General features: G+C 40.6%; 18 protein-coding genes. 11 read left to right on the plus strand and 7 right to left on the minus strand.

Annotation, left to right across the window (positions count from 1 at the left end; genetic code table 11):
- The first annotated feature begins 6 nt into the window (after positions 1-6).
- On the plus strand, positions 7-525 hold the full coding sequence (locus MHB66_RS02970) for a GNAT family N-acetyltransferase (protein WP_046314197.1): 519 nt from the start codon (positions 7-9) through the stop codon (positions 523-525).
- A 20-nt stretch (positions 526-545) separates the two neighbouring features.
- Positions 546-1,184, plus strand: a complete 639-nt coding sequence (locus tag MHB66_RS02975; protein WP_046314195.1) for an FMN-binding negative transcriptional regulator — start codon at positions 546-548, stop codon at positions 1,182-1,184.
- 110 nt (positions 1,185-1,294) lie between these two features.
- On the opposite strand, the gene MHB66_RS02980 is transcribed toward MHB66_RS02975, so the two are convergent.
- Positions 1,295-1,831, minus strand: coding sequence for a hypothetical protein (locus MHB66_RS02980; RefSeq protein ID WP_046314192.1), 537 nt, complete (start codon positions 1,829-1,831; stop codon positions 1,295-1,297).
- A 250-nt stretch (positions 1,832-2,081) separates the two neighbouring features.
- On the opposite strand from MHB66_RS02980, the gene MHB66_RS02985 reads away from it, so the two are divergent.
- A complete protein-coding gene (locus MHB66_RS02985) occupies positions 2,082-2,516 on the plus strand; it encodes a hypothetical protein (protein WP_024426725.1) in 435 nt (144 codons plus the stop codon).
- 30 nt (positions 2,517-2,546) lie between these two features.
- Here the strand turns inward: MHB66_RS02985 and MHB66_RS02990 are convergent, their stop codons facing one another.
- From MHB66_RS02990 to MHB66_RS03000, 3 genes are all read right to left on the minus strand, one after another.
- The gene (locus MHB66_RS02990; protein ID WP_025092751.1) at positions 2,547-2,897 is read right to left on the minus strand and encodes a DUF4064 domain-containing protein; all 351 of its coding nucleotides are present in this window, start codon (positions 2,895-2,897) and stop codon (positions 2,547-2,549) included.
- Between the two features lie 138 nt (positions 2,898-3,035).
- A complete protein-coding gene (locus MHB66_RS02995; RefSeq protein WP_046314190.1) occupies positions 3,036-3,503 on the minus strand; it encodes a hypothetical protein in 468 nt (155 codons plus the stop codon).
- A 124-nt stretch (positions 3,504-3,627) separates the two neighbouring features.
- Positions 3,628-4,302 carry a hypothetical protein gene (locus MHB66_RS03000; RefSeq protein WP_024424477.1) on the minus strand — a complete coding sequence of 225 codons (675 nt, stop codon included), beginning with the start codon at positions 4,300-4,302 and terminating at the stop codon, positions 3,628-3,630.
- A 209-nt stretch (positions 4,303-4,511) separates the two neighbouring features.
- Between MHB66_RS03000 and MHB66_RS03005 the strand changes: the two genes are divergently transcribed.
- Both MHB66_RS03005 and MHB66_RS03010 read left to right on the plus strand, forming a co-directional pair.
- Positions 4,512-4,880 (plus strand): RlpA-like double-psi beta-barrel domain-containing protein, encoded by a 369-nt coding sequence (locus MHB66_RS03005; RefSeq protein WP_024424478.1) that lies wholly within the window; start codon positions 4,512-4,514, stop codon positions 4,878-4,880.
- Between the two features lie 73 nt (positions 4,881-4,953).
- Positions 4,954-6,003: a hypothetical protein gene (locus MHB66_RS03010; protein WP_046314188.1), complete on the plus strand. Its 1,050-nt coding sequence runs from the start codon at positions 4,954-4,956 to the stop codon at positions 6,001-6,003.
- A 214-nt stretch (positions 6,004-6,217) separates the two neighbouring features.
- Here MHB66_RS03010 and MHB66_RS03015 read toward each other — a convergent pair whose 3' ends face one another.
- The 3 genes from MHB66_RS03015 to gabP form a co-directional block, all read right to left on the minus strand.
- Complete coding sequence (locus tag MHB66_RS03015; RefSeq protein WP_034282883.1) at positions 6,218-6,589, minus strand: carboxymuconolactone decarboxylase family protein; 372 nt, start codon at positions 6,587-6,589, stop codon at positions 6,218-6,220.
- A 273-nt stretch (positions 6,590-6,862) separates the two neighbouring features.
- The gene (locus MHB66_RS03020) at positions 6,863-8,395 is read right to left on the minus strand and encodes a multicopper oxidase domain-containing protein (protein ID WP_046314186.1); all 1,533 of its coding nucleotides are present in this window, start codon (positions 8,393-8,395) and stop codon (positions 6,863-6,865) included.
- A gap of 98 nt (positions 8,396-8,493) precedes the next feature.
- A complete protein-coding gene (gene gabP, locus MHB66_RS03025; protein WP_046314183.1) occupies positions 8,494-9,882 on the minus strand; it encodes a GABA permease in 1,389 nt (462 codons plus the stop codon).
- Between the two features lie 482 nt (positions 9,883-10,364).
- Here gabP and MHB66_RS03030 point away from each other — a divergent pair, with 482 nt between their 5' ends.
- The 6 genes from MHB66_RS03030 to MHB66_RS03055 all read left to right on the plus strand — a co-directional run bounded on the left by MHB66_RS03030 (position 10,365) and on the right by MHB66_RS03055 (position 19,632).
- The gene (locus tag MHB66_RS03030) at positions 10,365-11,264 is read left to right on the plus strand and encodes a cation diffusion facilitator family transporter (protein ID WP_046314181.1); all 900 of its coding nucleotides are present in this window, start codon (positions 10,365-10,367) and stop codon (positions 11,262-11,264) included.
- 102 nt (positions 11,265-11,366) lie between these two features.
- A complete protein-coding gene (locus tag MHB66_RS03035; protein ID WP_046314179.1) occupies positions 11,367-12,329 on the plus strand; it encodes a MoxR family ATPase in 963 nt (320 codons plus the stop codon).
- A 101-nt stretch (positions 12,330-12,430) separates the two neighbouring features.
- The gene (locus tag MHB66_RS03040; RefSeq protein WP_235362390.1) at positions 12,431-13,516 is read left to right on the plus strand and encodes a DUF58 domain-containing protein; all 1,086 of its coding nucleotides are present in this window, start codon (positions 12,431-12,433) and stop codon (positions 13,514-13,516) included.
- 9 nt (positions 13,517-13,525) lie between these two features.
- Positions 13,526-15,730: a transglutaminase domain-containing protein gene (locus MHB66_RS03045; protein WP_046314175.1), complete on the plus strand. Its 2,205-nt coding sequence runs from the start codon at positions 13,526-13,528 to the stop codon at positions 15,728-15,730.
- A 186-nt stretch (positions 15,731-15,916) separates the two neighbouring features.
- A complete protein-coding gene (gene guaA / locus MHB66_RS03050; protein ID WP_046314173.1) occupies positions 15,917-17,458 on the plus strand; it encodes a glutamine-hydrolyzing GMP synthase in 1,542 nt (513 codons plus the stop codon).
- 224 nt (positions 17,459-17,682) lie between these two features.
- A complete protein-coding gene (locus MHB66_RS03055) occupies positions 17,683-19,632 on the plus strand; it encodes a site-specific DNA-methyltransferase (RefSeq protein ID WP_046314170.1) in 1,950 nt (649 codons plus the stop codon).
- The last annotated feature ends 1 nt before the right edge of the window (position 19,633 follow it).

Genomic DNA, 19,633 nt, shown 5'->3' on the forward strand with positions numbered 1-19,633 from the left:
GACTTTATGACCGTCAATTTCATTCGGTGCAATGTACAACATGTAAAGGAGCTACAGAAAATAGGGATCAATACGTTTAAAGAAACCTTTCTGGATCAAAACAAAGTGGAACATATCGAAGCTTACGTGAAGACAGCTTTTCACCTAAACCAGCTGTTAAAGGAATTACAGCACCCTTCTTCACAGTTTTATTTTGTTCAAGTGAATGGGGAAGTAGCTGGTTATTTGAAGATCAATATGAATGATGCCCAATCAGAAGAGATGGGGAGTGACGCGTTAGAGATTGAAAGAATTTATATCAAGCAGTCCTTTCAAAAGCAAGGATTAGGCAAATATTTAATCGATCAAGCCATTGAAATTGCGAAAAATCATCATAAACGGGATGTTTGGCTTGGGGTGTGGGAGCACAATAGAGCGGCCATCGCTTTCTATCAAAAGCATGGGTTTGTTCAAACAGGGGTGCACGCCTTTCTCATGGGGGACGAAGAGCAAATGGATTTCATTATGACCAAAACATTGAGGTGATCAAAAAGGGGGAAGGGTACATGCATGTTCCATCATTTTTTCAAGTGAAAGATATGGAGAAAATCAAATCATTTATTCAATCTCATTCATTTGCAACAGTTGTGACGACATCGAATGGAAAGCCCATTGCGACACATATTCCGTTGAGTTTTCATCAAGTTGACGATTCGTATGTGATCTCAGGGCATATGGCGATTGGGAATCCTCAGTGGAAAACGTTTGAAGAGAGCGAGAAGACGCTCGTCATCTTTCAAGGGCCGCATGCCTACATATCCTCTTCATGGTATGAAAAAGAAGCAGTACCAACATGGAATTACCAGGCTGTTCATGTTTATGGAAAGGCGGAACTGCTTGAAAAATCGGAACTGGTTAAGGAATTAACCACAATGCTGGAGACATACGAAACTCACAGAGAACATCCAGTGTTATGGGATACGTTGTCTGAGGAACTGTTAGAGAAGCAAATGAAAGGCATTGTAGGTTTTAAAATCATCATTGATGAAGTTCAGGCAGCTTTCAAATTAAGCCAAAATCGCCACGAAAGGGATTATATCCGCATCATTGAAAAGCTGGAGGCAGAGGGTGAAGTGGAAATGGCTGAGGCGATGAAAAGAGAGTTCCGTGTAAGAGGCTTCTCGAAAGATCAGTTATTCTTATGAAGCGCTAAAAATGAATGAGAACGTTACTTAAACACTTTCTTCTAGGAAAGTGTTTTTTTGTGATGATAAATAAAAAAGCCCTCATCATTCAAGGGCTTTAATGAAACAAATTATTTTACTTTAACTGTGAAGATTACATCTTTACTATTCATGTAATCGTCAGTTGTGACATTTCCAAATTTCAGCTTTAATTCTTTGATATTTTTAATGTTGATCTCTTTGCCCTCAGGAGCTAAGAATTGAATAACACCATCTTGTTTAACGCCACCTTCAACTTCGCCACCAATATCACCATCAGTCATAAACATATTGGCATCTAATTGCATGCTTCCAGCTACAACTTTACCTTGATCTGGATAGAAGTTTAGAACTTTATCTGTCGTATTTTCGATATTCATCCCAACATTGATTCTATCCTTCATAATTTTAATCTCGCCAAGGTTTACTTTCATTCCTTGAGCAGTTGTTTTGTGTTTGCTCGCATTTATTTTCTTTGAACCATCGTCTTTTTTGTTTTTTGATTGTGTTTTTGTGCTTGTAGACTCTTTTTCTTTAGATGCACCTGTAGACACATCTTCTGTTGAGCCGCAAGCAGCCAGTGTAAATGTTAGCCCTAAAGCTAAAAATAAAGCATAGAATTTCTTCAAAATGAAAATCCCCTTTTGTTTAATTTATATAAGCGTCTTGTGCTTATGCTTATATATTGATCATGACTATTATAATAGGATAAAAGTACTTGTAAATCAACAAAAAATGATAAAAATAGAAAATAATTGTTTTGGAGAGTTTTTTATAAACCAGTTAGCTTAAAATTACATAAAATCCACTTCTTGTGACTTAAAACGAACTTGAATTTCCTTATAATAGAATTATTATAAGGGATTGGGAGTGATTGAGATGGAAGGTTCGTCAATCAAGACGGTTAATAGAGAGGATCAACATGAATTCTTGTTTCTGAATATATCTTCAAATACAGTTGGGGCTCTTTCAAAGGAATCTGCTGAGAGGATTCTAAGTGAGAGGGATACCGATGAAATACACCAATTGATGTATGTTCCTATTGAAATTCATGAAGACCTCAAATGGCTGATTCATTCTTTGCATAAAGCCATCATGGATGAAAAAGATGTACGTGTCGTTCTTGAATTGGCTGATCTACTCTATTTCTTTGTTGTCCCTGCTTACAAAGAAGAATTGATGAGCCAAGAAGATTTGTCACACATGGTGAATGATATATTATTTATGTTGGATCTTTGGACAGATGAAAACATAATAGAGTTAGTTGATGCCATTCAATATGAATTACAAAGAGTAGAGAGAAAAGGCTTGTAGAGCAATCTCTACAAGCTTTATTCTCTATTTTTATGCAGTTGTGTTATTGACGACAGGCTCTTTTCTAAACACGCCCATGCAGCCTGCAATGATGATTAATACAGCTGGAAGGATGAAGAACATAGAAATAGAAATAATGCCGCCTACAGCAGATACTAATAATAAAATTCCACCAAGCTTTGCTTTTTTCTTTACAATGACAGATGAGACAATGGCAAGAATAGAGAAAAGCATTGCTGCCCAGCCTAATCCTGTAATTTCACTCGTGCCTGAATCGCTAAATGCTGCATCGATTCCTCCGAAAGCAAGAGCGAACATTGCGCCGAAAAATCCAAAAATACCTCCAATTAAACCTAAAACAAATTCAGTTGTTCTTTTCATGATACTTTCCTCCGATATGTAAATAAGAATTATTGGTACTTAAGAACCAACACAATCTTACTAATCGGCATTCTTTTCATAAAGTTAATAGTTTTGTTAAAAAAAACAAGAAAATCCATAAAGGATTTTCTTGTCCAATTATTGGGCTCTCTCCCAAGTGATTTTTGTTTCATTTGTTTTTTTCGTTCCCTTTGCCAGCACCTTGCCGTTTTCTTGTTTCACGGTGATGTTTAGGTCATAAAAGGAATAGAGGGCGCCGAGGCTGTCATTTTCAGGTTTATGCAGATTGTTTTCTTTTTCAGTTGATGCTCCAATGGCCAGCGTTTTTGCAAAGTTTAAACCGATGACTTCAGCGTAATCACTATTGGTATCAGAGGAAGCCATTACGTTTAAAGAAATGATTTTTTTCTTTTGATCAACGGTGATGTCAGTGTCTTTGATGAGCTTAGACTGCTCCATCACTTCTTTCGTTTCCTTTTGAATGCGTTCATTAATCGTTGGAAGTGCCTTAGATTCTGGTTTTTGTTCTTTTGTCGTATTTGAGCATGCTGCTAGAATGGAGAGACTTGCAACCAGACTCATGAAAACAAGTAGACTTTTTTTCACGTTCGTTCTCCTTTTTTCGTCGAATGTTGTATGTTTATGTTACCACGAATCTTTGTTTTGATTAAAAGAGAAGTGTTGATAAGCTGTGAACAATAAAAAGCACCCAATGGGGGGTGCTTTTTTCTTATTGTGCTGAAAGGCTTGTACTTAATGGGATAGAAGAAATGACGGTGAATTTAGGAGCTGCGGCACCGGATTCTAAATTTTTACGTAAAAGTGACGATTTGATTGACCCGTCCCAATTTTTATAGACACTTCCTGATGTATTTGCACGAAGCTGTACATTCGAAAAGCTTGCTTGTGAATAGCTATTTGTTCCATTATCCTGTACGCCATGTACCATTTTGACAACATCAAGGTTTTTCAGACGGCTAGGGTTGTAAACAGGCTGCTTATAGCGCAATTTCCCATTGACATATAGTGACACCGTGCCATCACCATTGTTGATGAGCTTTAAGTTGACCCGTGCGCCATCTTTAATACTTGTATCGTATTCGCTGTTCCAGTATTTACTGCCGCCTTGTGAGCCGCTGCCTAGAAAAACCTTATAGCCAGAAGACGTTTTTGAAATACCGCTCTCTACAACAGCAGAGCCGAGACCGAGATACCAGTCCGCATAGCCATTTTTAATGGTGGCTGTTTTCGGCAGGACAATATCAGCAGAGATACCTGACCATTTGGCTTCATCTGTTTGCGTCACAATGGCGCCGTGACGAGGACTAGCCGCTGAGGCAGGAAGACTTGAAAACATCAAAACGAAGGCCAAACTTACAATCAAAACGGTGAAACACTTTTTCATGAAAATTCCTCCTTAAATTTGATTCACTTTCATTATATAAAATGAAGGAGGGGGGCTGCTTACAATGTTCTGGCTGTTTATGGTAGTATTTATGAACTTTATCGGTCATAAAGTGGTCAACTTGTATTTGAATTGTAATGTGTCTGTAAAATAACTGGGTTCATCTTCATGTATAATGAGTGCAGAAACCAAAAACGGAGGATTTCTTAATGAATAAAAAGCTTATCACGACAATCGTAACAGTAGCTAGTTTATTTTTAGCATTCAGTTTCTCACATGGAGCAAGTGCAAAAAAAGTAAGCGGCAATATTACTTGGTACAATGGTGTCGGCAAAAAAGGCGCAGATGGAAAAAAACTCGGTCATTGGGATGCAGCAACTAAAATGGGCTTTGACGTACCGAAAAAAGGTACAAAACTAAGAGTGACAACAAAAGCGAAACCACATAAAGTGATTACAGTATATAAATATGATGTAGGCAGAATGCCAAATGCTGTATTAGACGTAAGTCCAAAAGCATTCAAAGCACTTGGGTATAAAACAAGTAAAGGTGTCGTAAAAGGGCATTACACTTATTAATACATAGGCATGCAAAGAAGCGGGAAAAGTTCATTTTCTGGCTTCTTTTCTTGTAGAGAGGGTCTGAAAGGCAATGAAAAAATCAACATGGTGGATCATCACAGTTATTGGCGTCGCAGTGATTGCGGCAGTTCTTTTCTTCATGATGAAGCCGGGGCAAGAGGCGAAACATGCAGGGAAAGTCAAAACAAATCAAGATGCAAAAGACGAATTGCTCGTTTCATTTACAGATCAAAAGTTAAACAATACTTATTACTTGCATGATCGGGCGCTTCATACGGAGAAACTGACAGCATATCCTTCGATTGCTTATGATTCTACGAAACAAGTTTTATATTACACGTATACGGATGAAGACACGCAAAAGGTGAGTATTCGGGAATTAAATGTGAAATCTGAAGAAGAAAAAACACTGTTTACGAGTGATGATTCCATCGACAGTATGAGGCTGTCTGGTGACGGAAAGAAGTTATTTCTAAGGTATAACAAGGATTCTGGAGAGCAATTTTTTGTCGCGTCTTTTGATTTGAACACACACAAAATGAGGGAGCTGTATCCAGAAAAAAGCAAGGATGATACGGTGAGTTCTTTTGCATATGATCCGACTTCAAATGATTTGGCGATCCAGCATTATTCTTTAAAAGAAGATTATCAAAAAACCGATGAAGCGAATGAAAAGGGAAGAGATCCTGAACCAACGACCATGAAGATCACCCTTCAAACAGGTGAGAAGGAGAAACGCATTGCACGTATCTCACAAACGATCAATGATATTTCATTTTCTCCAGATCATAAGAAATTGATTTATACAGAAGTAAAGGTTCGTAAAGAAAAAGAAATATCCTCGATTAAGATGCTTGATGTAGAAACAGGAAAAACGACGACACTCGTTAAAAACAGCCAGGATGTTCATATTTTAAGTGCTGCACAGCCGCAATTTTCTACGGACGGGTCGTCTGTTTATTTCTTAGGTGTTGCAAAAAACGCAAAAGAATTAAAGGATGACACCGGACGAAAGGCGAAGGTAAGAACGATTTTTGAATACAATATGAAGAAGAAAACAGTGGAAGCCGCTTGGGAGAAGGATGGCGGAATCGTTAACAATTTCACTGTCAATCGATAAATGAAACGTTCAGTTATTTATATAACTGGACGTTTTTTTATTTTGTCACTTGAAATGCTGGAGAAATGGTGGATTTATAGAAGGAAAATCAGTTTTTAAGCAGGGATACGAGGGCTATTTTCATATTTTACTTATGTGACAGAAGAAAAGAAAAAGAGTAGTATGAGTGAACATAAAAAAACGAGAGGACTGATGACATCTCGTTTTCTCTGTTTTATTTGTTTTCATCTAATAAGTTCTGAAAGATAAACAGGGCATTAATGGAGTGAGGGAATCCAGCAACCTTTGTACAGTGTTTAATAATCTCCATAATCTCTATGACAGAAAGTCCAATATGTAATGCTTGTTCAAAATGAGTCTTTAAGTCTTCTTCACAATCGCCTTTTGTGATGAGGGAAGATAATGTGCTGATGGCCTTTTGTTTTTCATCTAATATGAAGTGATTGAATTCTTTTTGTTCACTGAGTTCAATGGTTAGTTGTTCAATGTTTGAGCGAATGCTCTCGTTCTCATGGATTGAAAGCTTCTCTCTGTTACCTGCCGCTGTTTCTTGTTTGACCTGGCAAGTCTCTTTTTCTTCATTCAAATTGAACTCCTCCGTTTTTTATCGCAATTTTCCATTTGTTCGTTCATTATGGCTTATGTGCCTTTTGATAGATGTAATGGGTATATAGTAGTATTATCGGTTTGCTGCGTCAACTTTTTAAGTATGGAACGCTCTTCAAAGGAATGATTCATGCGATTTATTTTTCCATTTTGAAAGGGATCATAAAAGGGCTAATGAATGGATGTCCGTTAGCCCCTTTGTAATCAGCAGTTTCATAAGTTCTACGCATTTAGTGGAAGAGTGGTTTCATTTTTACTGAATGATATCCATCGGTCTCATCATGTCATAATCTTCATGTTCTAAAATATGACAATGCCACACATATCGGCCGCTGTATGGAACAAATCGAGCAACGATCCGAATGACTTCACCTGCATGCGCCTGAATGGTGTCCTTGTAGCCTTGTTCATGTAAAGGAGGCGCTTCGTTTGGTCCTGTATACACGATTTCTCCTGTCGATTGATAGACTTCTGTATCAAATGGCCTTCTGTCTAAAACCCTAAATTGAACAAGATGCAAATGAATAGGGTGTGTCCCTCTGGTTGGATTGACGATAGACCAAACCTCTAGACTGCCAAGACGAGGATTTTCTGTGACAGGGTCATTCCAAAATTGGTTATCGAGCAATAGGATAGGGCGGCCGTATTTATCCTGTGTGCCGGTAAGTGTGAGTGTACGCTCTCTATCAGCTCGACTTGGCCGAAGCGCTGGCAGCGGTTTGAAAATTGGACGTAAGGTTTTAGGTACTCTCCCTTTTAGCGGGCGTGTGACTTTGAATTGCATAATGTTCGCATCTGTTTCAGGATTCACATCCTGTCCGCAGCCGGCTGTATTTTTGAGAGTGATCGTTTTGTTTTCGTAAGCTGAAAAGTCGATGATGACATCGAAACGTTCAGCAGGTGCGATGCTAAAGGATTGATGGCGAACGGGTCTTGGCAAAAAGCCCCCATCGGAACCAATTTGCAGGATTGTGGCGTCGTTATCTAGATGCAGCTCGTAAGTTCTAGTATTGGACGCATTTAAAATACGAAAACGGTATTTTCGCGGCTCTACTTCTAAATATGGCCATACTTTTCCATTGACTAAGATCGTTTCTCCACAAAAAAAGGGCACGATGGATGGGTCTGGAATGTCACTGTCCTCTGGCGTGTCGTTTGGTCTGCTAGGATAAAACAGTGAGCCATCTTCCTGAAACGTACGGTCCATAATCATCAAAGGAATGTCATAGTCATCTTTCGGAAGCTCTAAAGACTTTTCAAATGCATCTGAGATCAAATAAAACCCAGCTAAACCGGCGTACACATTTAGTCGTGTCAGTGCCATTGCATGATCGTGATACCACAATGTGCAGGCTTGCTGATGATTGGGATAGACGTAAGTCTCTCTTTCAAAAAAAGGACCGGTTGCTTCAAAGTCCCGTGAAAACCAGGCCTCTGGGTAGCCGTCACTGCTTGCTGGTGTGACGCCGCCATGCAGATGAACGACTGTTTTCACCTCTGGTTCATCGTGATGACCGGAGTGGATGGTGTGATCGACAGGCAGAAAATGTTTCAATGGCAATTTGTTCATCCATTTCACTTTGATCTTTTCATTTCTATTGGCTTTAATGGTTGGACCAGGCAAACTGCCATTATAGGTCCATAGCTTGGTGGGCGGCAGGTCTCTATGAACTTTTAAGAATACCTCCTCCATAGCAATTTCATAATACGTTTGTCTTGGGTTCTTTTTGACGGGCTTCGCGACTTCTGGAATTGGAAGCTCGTCAACAAATTTTTCTAGGTTCATGTTGACTAATCCTCACTTAAATTCAATTTGATACAGTATAAGAGCGGACATCCAAATAGGTGAATAAAATAATAAAACCCGCTTTTCAGCGGGAGAAATTACGGGTGTTTATTTTCAAGCGCCGCATTTGCAGGCACTTTTTTATTCGGTTTAAAGATGAAATAAGCAGCTAGTACACCAAAGGTAATGATACTCGTCAAAATGAGCTGCGGCCGCATGGATTCGATAAACAGCATCGATGCCAAGATGGCGCAAATGACCAAAATGGTAAAGTACGTGAGGTATGGGAACAGCCACATTTTGATTTTGAGCTGTTCTGGATTTTCTTTTTCGATTTTGCGTCGCATTCTTAATTGTGAAACGGCAATGACCAAGTAAACAAGAAGGGCAATGGCACCAGATGCGTTGACTAAGAACAAAAAGATGGTTTCAGGATAAAAGTAGTTCATCATGACAGCAATGTAGGAAAAGAAGGTACCTGCGACTGTAGCCGCTACAGGAACACCACGTTTGCTGATTCTCATAAAGCGTTTCGGCGCTTCGCCTCTTTCTGCTAATGAATAAAGCATTCTGGACGTTGTGTACAAACCGGAGTTTAAACAAGATAAAACAGCTGTTAAGACAATGACGTTCATGACTTGAGCGGCTGATGGAACACCAATGTATTCTAATACCGCAACGAACGGGCTTGTTAAAATACTTGCGGAATTCCAAGGAAGCAAGGTGACAACGACAGCAATTGATCCGACATAGAATACGATAATACGCCATACAACAGAGCGGGTGGCTGTCGTCACAGATTTGACTGGGTCTGCTGATTCACCGGCCGCTATGGCCACAATTTCCGTTCCCATGAAGGAAAAGATGACGACGACAATTCCGAGTAACACAGAGCTGAATCCATTTGGAAGAAAACCGCCGTTCCCTGTTAGATTGGCAAGACCTGAAGTATGATGACCGCCAAAACCAAAGATAAATGCAAAACCAATGAGTAGAAAGAGAATGATGCTGACGACTTTAATTAATGAAAACCAATACTCAAATTCGCCAAAAGATTTAACAGAAAAGATATTTGTTAATGTTAAGAGGATTGTGAGGATAAGACTTGTGAGCCAAACAGGTGCATCTCCATACCAATATTGAATAATGGCAGCACCGGCAATGGCTTCGATGGCGATGACGATCACCCAGAAGAACCAGTATAGCCAGCCGATTGTAAACCCGGCCCATGGACCGATGGCATCGCTCGCATATTGTGAGAAAGAACCGCTTGTCGGATAGGCACATGCCATTTCTCCAAGCATTCTCATAATAAAGATCACCAGAAGTCCGGCAAAAGAATAGGAAAGAATGGATCCAGGCCCTGCAGAATGAATGACAGCGCCGCTACCAACAAATAGCCCTGCCCCAATGACCCCAGCAATGGAGATCATCGAAATATGTCTTGTTTTAAGGTTTTTTTGAAGACCGTTTGTCATGTTGGACATTTCTTTACCTCCAAACATTTCTCATGAATAGAGAATTTGTTTTTAGAATATTTTAAATTTTATCATACTGAATTGTCATTCAGCATTGGACAGGTTATCAAACTGACATTTCAAACCTCTTAACATGATGTTAAAAAGTAGAAAGGATTTGAGAGATTATGTTCCCTCTTTTCCCTCTGTTTATTTTTAAAATAGCATAAAAAAGGAAGGAGGAAAGTTGTGTCCTAAAATAAAATTATTCTGATAATTTATCCAAGAAGAGTGATTTGACGATATGTCCATTTCGAAGAGAAATGGAAAAAGGTTGATAAGAGTAGGTCTTGAGGTCATTTGATCTTGTAAAAATAAGTTTACTTAGGTCAACACATTTCTATGTATCCTATTTTGCTGACATAAGCGAATCATGTTGCTGTAGACCCACACGGGCTTTGCTTTGTAAGATAAATAATAGAAAAGTGATGTGTGAGGAGGCGCGGTTCAGCATGGAGCGCTATAACGAATTAAGACAAGGTGAAACAGGTGCTTGGGTCAGCATCATTGCCTATGTGATCTTATCTGCGGTCAAACTCATTATTGGGTATGTGTTTCATTCAGAGGCTCTTTCAGCAGATGGATTGAATAACACGACGGATATTATTGCATCCCTTGCTGTGTTGATCGGGCTGCGTATTTCTCAAAAGCCGCCTGATGAAGATCATCCGTATGGTCATTTTAGAGCGGAAAATATTGCGTCTCTTGTGGCTTCCTTTATCATGATGCTTGTTGGGCTTCAGGTTTTGCTGAGTGCAGGCAAGTCGCTCTTCTCATCTGAGCATCAAACGCCGGATATGATCGCGGCTTGGACAGCAGCAGGAAGTGCTGTTGTGATGTACGGTGTGTATATCTATAATCGCAATCTGTCCAAACGGATCAATAGCCAGGCTCTTCATGCGGCAGCTGCTGATAATAAATCAGATGCGTATGTAAGTATTGGCACATTTGTAGGAATTATGGCTTCTCAATTTCAGCTGGCATGGATTGATACGCTTGCAGCGTTTGTCATTGGCTTAATTATTTGTAAAACTGCGTGGGAGATTTTCAGAGATGCCTCTCATTCGTTAACAGACGGTTTTCATATAAAAGATATGTCTAAATATAAAGAGACCATTGAAGCAACACCAGGAGTGGGCGATTTAAAGGATATAAAAGCGCGTTATCTTGGAAGTACAGTCCATGTGGATGTAGTGGTTGAGGTCGAGCCTAACTTGAACATAGCAGAAAGCCATGATATTGCAGATGAAATTGAACGCAGAATGAAGCAGGAGCATGATATTTTACACTCTCATGTTCATATGGAGCCAGCAAGTGAGCCGAAAAAAGAGAAGAAGTCTTTTCCATCGTGAGAAGGCTTCTTTTTTATATGTGCTGATGTTATATGCAAATGCGCGTTGTATGGTAAAGTTAGACTATATGAAATTTGACAGAAACGTGATAGGAGGATCAGGATGGCATTTGATGAACCGATGCATTCAGATTTACAAAAAATCGTAGATAACATCAATAAAGTCATGGTTGGGAAAAAAGATATTGCGATATTAAGCCTTGTTGCGATTTTGGCGAAGGGGCATGTGCTGCTAGAGGATGTGCCAGGTGTAGGGAAGACGATGATGGTTCGTGCTTTGGCAAAATCCATTGGCTGTGAGTTTAAGAGAATCCAATTCACTCCTGACCTTTTGCCTTCAGATGTAACAGGCGTGTCGATTTACAATAAAAAGACAAATGAATTTGAATTTAGGCAAGGGCCGATCATGGGGCAGATTATTTTGGCTGATGAGATCAACCGGACCTCTCCTAAAACACAATCAGCATTGCTTGAAGCGATGGAGGAAGGCAGTGTCACAGTGGACGGAGAAACGATGCTACTTGCGGATCCTTTTTTCGTCATGGCGACGCAAAACCCAGTGGAATATGAAGGGACGTATCCGCTGCCAGAAGCGCAAATGGACCGGTTTTTATTCAAGCTGCAGATGGGATATCCGACCATGCTCGAGGAGCTGGAGGTGCTCAACTTGCAGGAGAAAGAATCCCCGATTGATACGCTCCAAGCTGTCATGACAAAGGATCATATCCATGCGTTGCAGCAGGCTGTTCAGACCATTCATGTGGATGCATCCATTAAAGAATATATTGTTGAAATTGCTCAAGCGACGCGTAAACACCCATCTGTTTATCTAGGTGTGAGTCCAAGGGGATCGATCGCCTTGATGAAAGCGGCACAGGCGTATGCACTTTTGAATCAGCGCGATTATGTGATTCCTGATGATGTACAGTATTTGGCGCCTTATACATTACCGCATCGTATGATTTTGACATCAGAAGCGACATATGAAGGGAAGAAGGCGGAGACACTGCTGCGGCAAATGCTTGAGCAAATTGGCGTGCCAGTTCAAAAGTCGATGACTCAATGAAGTCACGTCATCGTTTAGCAGTTTCATTATGGTTACGGGTAATGATGCTCATCATTCTCACTGCGGCAGCCTTTTGTTATGCCATGTTTCAGGGAGGGTTTGTGAGCTGGTTCCTTTTTTATGCATTTTTACCATATGCTTTGTATGCATTGCTGTTTGCACTTGTTCCGCTTCGCGCGACAGCCAAGAGGACAATACAGCAAACCCGCTTGAAGGCGGGAGATGTGCTGTCCGTTGACCTTGAAATCAAGCGGACACATCCATTTCCGTACGTTTACGTCATGATAGAGGATGCTCCGCCAGACACCTTTCACTTAAAGGAACAGATTGAAATGAAGCAAATGCTTTTCCCTTGGTTTCGGAAAACTTGGCGATTTTCCTATCAATTGAATGATGTCATACGGGGAGAGCATCATTTGACAGCAGTTCGAATTAAAACGGGTGATATGTTTGGGTTTGTTGAGAAAGAAATCATCATTCCGTTAGAGAAAAAGCTGCTTGTCTACCCCAAAGTGCTGGATATCCCGGTGGAGCCTGCTGAATCAGTGAGTGAAAATGGAGGCAAAGCGGTTCACTCGTGGTTAAATGAACCGGCCCATGTAACAACAGGCGTACGGGAATATCAGCAAGGAGACCGTTTTGCTTGGGTGGACTGGAAGACAACGGCCAGAAGAGGCCAGCTGATGACGAAGGAATTTGAACAGAATCAAGCAAAGGACCTTGTCGTGTTTGCTGATTTTACTGATCAAGCTGTTTTTGAAACAGTCGTCTCTATTACAGCATCTGTTCTTCAAATGGCTGTGAAAAAAGGCGTGCCGTCAGGTCTTGTCCCTCTAGGAGATCAGGCTGCCTTTCGAGTCGATCAAGGAGAACTTCATTTACAGGACATGATTTATTATTTAACAAGGGTGCAGCAGCAGTCTTCCCGCGCACTAGAATATAAACCGTTAGCAGCGAGTGAGTACCAGCACTCAGGAAAATATGTCGTCACGGGTCAGCTGCAGGAGGAGCTTGCGGCAAGTCTTTTTGGAAATCGAAACAGAAAGAACATCACCGTGCTTTTAGTGAAGAAAGCCGTTGACCATTTGACGACAAAAGAAAAACAGCTTGTAGACCGGCTCAAGGCCTCTGGAATACGCATCACCCTTTTATTTGAAGACCGGCTGCACGAAAGAACTGTGAGGTGACAAACATTTATGCTGCATACGCATCTGCGGCAAAGCCGTTTTGAATTGTTCATCTATTATGCTGTAGCTTTTCTGCTGCTATGGGAGTGGCTTCGTCCACTTCAAGATTTTACAGAGACGAGCCATACGTCTTATTTCATCATTTTTATCGGGCTTACGTGTTTGTTTACGTTCTTTCGTCTGAAGTGGTATGTGACGTTTCCTATTTGTGCTGGACTGATTTTGCTCGCCTTATATTTGATCTTTTATCAATCAGCGCCAGGTTATCCGGCTGCTTTGTTTGCTGATATCAAGGATAATATCACGTTAATGAGCATGGGCATGTGGAGTGACATGTATCCGTCTTTCCGCACATTGTTGTTTTATATTTTGCTGTGGCTGCTTGTCTATTTGCTTCATTATTGGGTGGTCTATCAGCAGCGTATCTTTTTCTTTTTACTGATGACGATTGTGTATGTCACGATTCTTGATACGTTTACGCCATATGATGCGACCTTTGCGATCGTTCGTATTATGGTATTTGGATTTTGTTTGCTTGGATTGCTGTATTTTGATCGACTGCGTTCGGCTGAGGGCGTTCAGGTGTCACAGAAAGCACGTCTAAAGTGGTTTTTGCCCATGCTGGCGCTTGTCCTTCTATCAGCGTCACTCGGCGCTTCTTTGCCTAAATCTGATCCGAAATGGCCCGATCCTGTCCCGTTTTTTAAGGCGGTCACGAATCAAGATGGGACAGCCGGGCAGAATAAAGTGGGATATAGTGCAGATGATTCGGCGCTTGGCGGACCATTTAGTGAGGACCGCACACCTGTCTTTAAATGGAGCGGAAAGGAGCCGTCTTACTTTCGTGTAGAAACAAAAAGTATTTACACAGGAAAGGGCTGGGAGGATGCTTCAAATGATACGAAGTCTACTCGGTTAAAGGACGACACTGTGCCGAATCGGTGGTTTACTGAGCGAGTGAAAACAGAGGTACATGAAACGAGAGTCGATATGGAATCGAACTATCGATTTAATCATGCCGTCTATCCGATTGGTACGATTACGCTGACGCCAATGGAAAATATTCCGCTGCAAATCATGGGCAAAACGGAGAAAATTGTCCCGTCTATGCAAAACCCACCTAAAAATCTGGGGAACTATCAAGTCAGTTTCTTATCTCCTACATTTATCCTGGAAGATTTGCAAAGGATTAAAGTACCGACAAAGAAGCAGGTGAATCAGCAGGTTGGCCGTGAATACTTGCAGCTTCCATCCTCACTTCCAGAACGTGTGAAAACTTTGGCAAACAGCTTAACGGAAACGAAGGACAATATGTATGATAAAGCCAAAGCAATCGAGGATTATTTAGGATCTGCGAAGTTTTCATATGAAACGCAAAATGTCGCTGTGCCTGGTCGTAATGAAGATTATGTGGATCAATTTTTATTTGATACGATGATCGGCTATTGTGATAATTTTTCAACCTCTATGATTGTAATGCTTCGTTCGATCGGAATTCCGGCGAGATGGGTAAAAGGGTATACGTCTGGCCAGTTATATGAAACACAAATGGATGGAAACAATGTGTATGAAGTGACCAATAACAATGCGCATTCATGGGTAGAGGTTTATTTTCCAAACAGAGGCTGGGTCACCTTTGAACCGACAAAAGGATTTACAAACCCAGAGACATTTACGAATGAAGCTGTTTCAAGCGATCAAACGGATGATCAAAAAGAAGAAGAAGATCAGTCTAGTTCTGATGCAAGTGAAGATCAGCAGCAAGACCAGCCGAAGCAGCAGGAGACAGAGCAGCCTGCACAACCAAAGGAACAAACAGCGCAGGCAAAGCCAAATATGGTGCATGTTGGTTGGGTTATAGGTTATGCGGCAGGAGCTATTTTCCTGCTTGGTTTCATCAGCTGGATGCTTTATCGATTCAGAACAAGATGGCTGCCATTCTTTATTGTAAGAAAGGTGAAACGTCTGCCAGAGGATGAAGCATTCTTCTATGCGTATGCAGCTCTATTAAAGCAGCTAGGGCGCAGAGGAATCGAGAAAAAGCCAGGTATGACGCTAAGAGAATTCGCTTCGCTAATTGATGAGAAGAATGGAGATCATCATATGTCAGAGCTGACGCAGTTTTATGAACGTGCGCTCTACCGGCGAGAGGATGCGTCGGCGCTTTGGCAGCAATCGGCAAAGTTATGGGAAAATTTAATAAACAGGAGATAGTCTTGACCGCGTACCTTCCTGTTGTTAGAATAGGTGAATATTAAAACCTTCTAAAATACATGAAATTGAAGCGTTCGGATGTGAGTCTGGGCGCTTCAAAAGCGTGATTCACACTGAGAGCAGGTTTTCTCCTCTCATTTTTTCTGTGCGTTTATAAAAAACTATATTGGACATAGAGGTGACACCATGACAAATTTAGTAAATGAAATGATTTTGGTTCTCGATTTCGGCAGTCAGTACAATCAGCTGATCACACGCCGTATTCGTGAATTTGGTGTGTACAGTGAGCTTCATCCGCACACTTTAACTGCTGAAGAAATTAAAGAAATGGCACCTAAAGGAATCATCCTTTCTGGTGGACCAAACAGTGTTTATGATGAAGGATCTTTCCGCTGTGATGAAAATATCTTTGATCTAGACATTCCGGTTCTAGGCATTTGCTACGGCATGCAGCTCATGACTCACTATTTAGGCGGGAAAGTAGAAGCGGCCAGCCAGCGTGAATATGGAAAAGCAGATATCCATATTAACGGAACACCTGCTTTATTCAAAGACCTTCCAACTGATCAAGTCGTTTGGATGAGCCATGGTGACCTCGTTGTTGAAGTACCAGAAGGCTTTACAGTCGATGCAACAAGTGCACATTGTCCAAACTCAGCCATGAGCTTAGCTGAGAAGAATTTCTATGGCGTTCAATTCCACCCAGAGGTTCGTCACTCTGAGTACGGAAATGACCTATTGAAAAACTTTGTCTTCGGCGTGTGTGATTGCGATGGCAAATGGTCAATGGAGAACTTTATTGAAATCGAAATGCAGAAAATCCGTGAAACAGTAGGCGACAAGCAAGTATTGTGCGCACTAAGCGGCGGGGTGGATTCATCTGTTGTGGCAGTATTGATCCACAAAGCCATCGGCGATCAGCTGACATGTATTTTCGTTGACCACGGTCTTCTTCGCAAAGGCGAAGCAGAAGGGGTTATGAAAACATTTAGCGAAGGTTTCAACATGAACGTGATTAAAGTAGATGCAAAAGATCGTTTCTTAAACAAGCTAAAAGGTGTGTCTGATCCTGAGCAAAAACGTAAAATCATCGGTAACGAATTCATTTATGTATTCGATGACGAAGCGGACAAGCTAAAAGGAATCGACTACTTAGCACAAGGAACACTTTACACAGACATCATTGAGAGCGGAACAGCAACGGCACAAACAATCAAATCTCACCACAACGTAGGCGGTCTTCCAGAAGACATGCAGTTCGAATTGATTGAGCCACTCAATACGCTATTCAAGGATGAAGTCCGTGCCCTAGGTTCAGAGCTTGGGATTCCTGATGACATTGTCTGGAGACAGCCATTCCCAGGTCCAGGACTAGGTATCCGTGTACTAGGTGAAATTTCTGAAGAAAAACTAGAAATCGTCCGTGAATCGGATGCGATTCTACGCGAAGAAATTGCCAACTTCGGCCTTGAGCGCGACATCTGGCAATACTTCACCGTTCTCCCAGACATCCGCAGCGTAGGTGTTATGGGTGACGCAAGAACATACGACTACACAATCGGCATCCGTGCTGTGACATCTATTGACGGTATGACGAGTGACTGGGCAAGAATCCCTTGGGACGTGCTTGAAAAGATCTCAACTCGTATCGTGAATGAAGTGAAGCATATTAACCGCGTAGTGTATGATATTACGAGTAAGCCGCCTGCTACGATAGAGTGGGAATAATCAAGTGACACTCTATACACATGGAAATGTTAATTTTACGCCGTTTAGGTAAAATTCATAAGACTCTCTGGAACCAAAATTCTTCTTTTGAATTGTCTCCAAGATTGTCTCCAAAAACTCTCATCGAATGATTGTCGGTGGGAGTTTTTATTATATGGTTTTCCTATATGAGAGATTTAGTTCAATGTTATAATTAGAAAAAAGTCGTAAAAGGGATGAATAATATGGCAAAGATTGAACCGAAGATTTTTGATGAGTTAAAAATAGCATTATCTTCTTTTGGCGGTAAGTATTTTGTCGGAGAGGAATTAAACCGATCAAAACTTACGGATGATTTACGGAATTATGATGAAGCACTTCTTAGCAAGTTATTTGAAGTGGAATTCATCAAACAGCATTTTATCAAAGAATTTGCAGGGAACAAGCTTTTTCAAATAGACCAGCTTGAGGAAGCAGTACTTTACAACGATTACTGGGACACAAGCTTTACCAAATATGAAAACCGTGTCGGGTTAGCCTCTAAAGGGAAGTTCTTAGAGGACAGCCAAGATGTGGTGTTAGATTTTCCGTTCAAAGATGGTGTGCTTACTGCTTCTATGACAAAGGAAGATAACGAAGACCGATATGACGACGCCTTTCTGAATGAGACAATTGAAAAAGATGAAATCGACAGATTATTTGATAAGAAAATTTTGTCTAACGTAAAACGATTTAACAATGAGGAACACACACATCTAGATACTAAGCCAATTTCTTTTAATATGGAGCAAGACAATCTAATAATCAAAGGAAATAATCTTCTTGCGTTACATACTTTGAAAGATAAATACGTAGGACAAATAAAAATGATCTATATTGATGTACCATACTTTTTCAAGAAAAAGATTGCAGAAGATTCATTCAAGTATAATTCAAATTTTAGAATGAGCACATGGCTCACGTTCTTAAAGAATAGGCTAGAGATTGCTAAACAGATGTTAGCGGACAATGGGTCTGTATGGATAAATATCTCTGAAGATGGGATGCACTATCTCAAAGTATTATCTGATAGCATATTTGGCTCAGATAAATTTGTTGGTACGATTCCTCGAAAGACGCGTAACGGAAAATCTGACGTACCATTTAATCTATCTCAAGACTTTGATTGGCTTCTTGTATACACAAATGGTTTTGAGGGTGATGAAATTGTGGGTCGAAAAGTAGAAAGGAAATACCTAACCACTCCCGATTTTCCTAATCGCCCATGGCGCAAAGCAGATATGACTAGCCAAAGAACGATATATGAGCGTCCAAATTCAAATTTTACAATGGTTAATCCCAAGACTGGTAAAGAATATCCAGTCAACCCTAAGCGTTCATGGGCTGTTACTAAAGATACTTTCCAAGAGTGGTATGAGAATGGAAGTATTGGGTTTCCTGATGATTATGAGTTTATGAGTGGAGATAAGCCATTTAGACGAGTTTTCAAAGATGAGGATGATGCTAAAGAAAAAGCATCTGCAGTATACTCAGACTTCTTATTGAAGTTGTATGATGGTACAACTGTAAATAAATTAGGTAACGATCAGATTGATCTGCTTTTTGGACGTAATGCTTTTGATTATGCAAAACCCGAGGAGTTGTTATATGAAATTATAAAAATTACCACCAAAGAGAATGACATCGTCATGGATTTCTTCATGGGGTCAGCAACTACGCCAGCGGTCGCAATGAAAATGAATCGACGCTTCATTGGTATTGAGCAGATGGACTACATCAATACTGTATCTGTTCCAAGGCTACAAAAGGTTATTGAGGGCGAACAAGGCGGGATCTCAAAAGACGTTGATTGGCAGGGCGGAGGTTCATTCGTCTATGCTGAACTATTTCCTAAGAACATGGGCTACCTTCAAGATGTCATCCACTCAAAGACTATTGATGAGCTTAAATCAGTTTATGAACGCATGCTACTAGGAACTGATACAGAAGAACCTGCTGATATTTCCTTCCGTGCTGATTTATCAAAGATTGATTGGACTGAAGGATTTGATAACAATAAACGGCTGTTAGTTAAATTACTTGATAAGAATGGGCTTTATTTTAACTATTCGGAGATTGATGATAAGAATGTCCGTGACTTAATTTCTGACGAGGACTACGCTTTTAACAAAGCGTTCTATGAAGGTGGTGAGTAAT

It is taken from the genome of Bacillus sp. FSL L8-0167 (assembly GCF_038630295.1).
Lineage (GTDB): Bacteria > Bacillota > Bacilli > Bacillales > Bacillaceae > Bacillus > Bacillus safensis.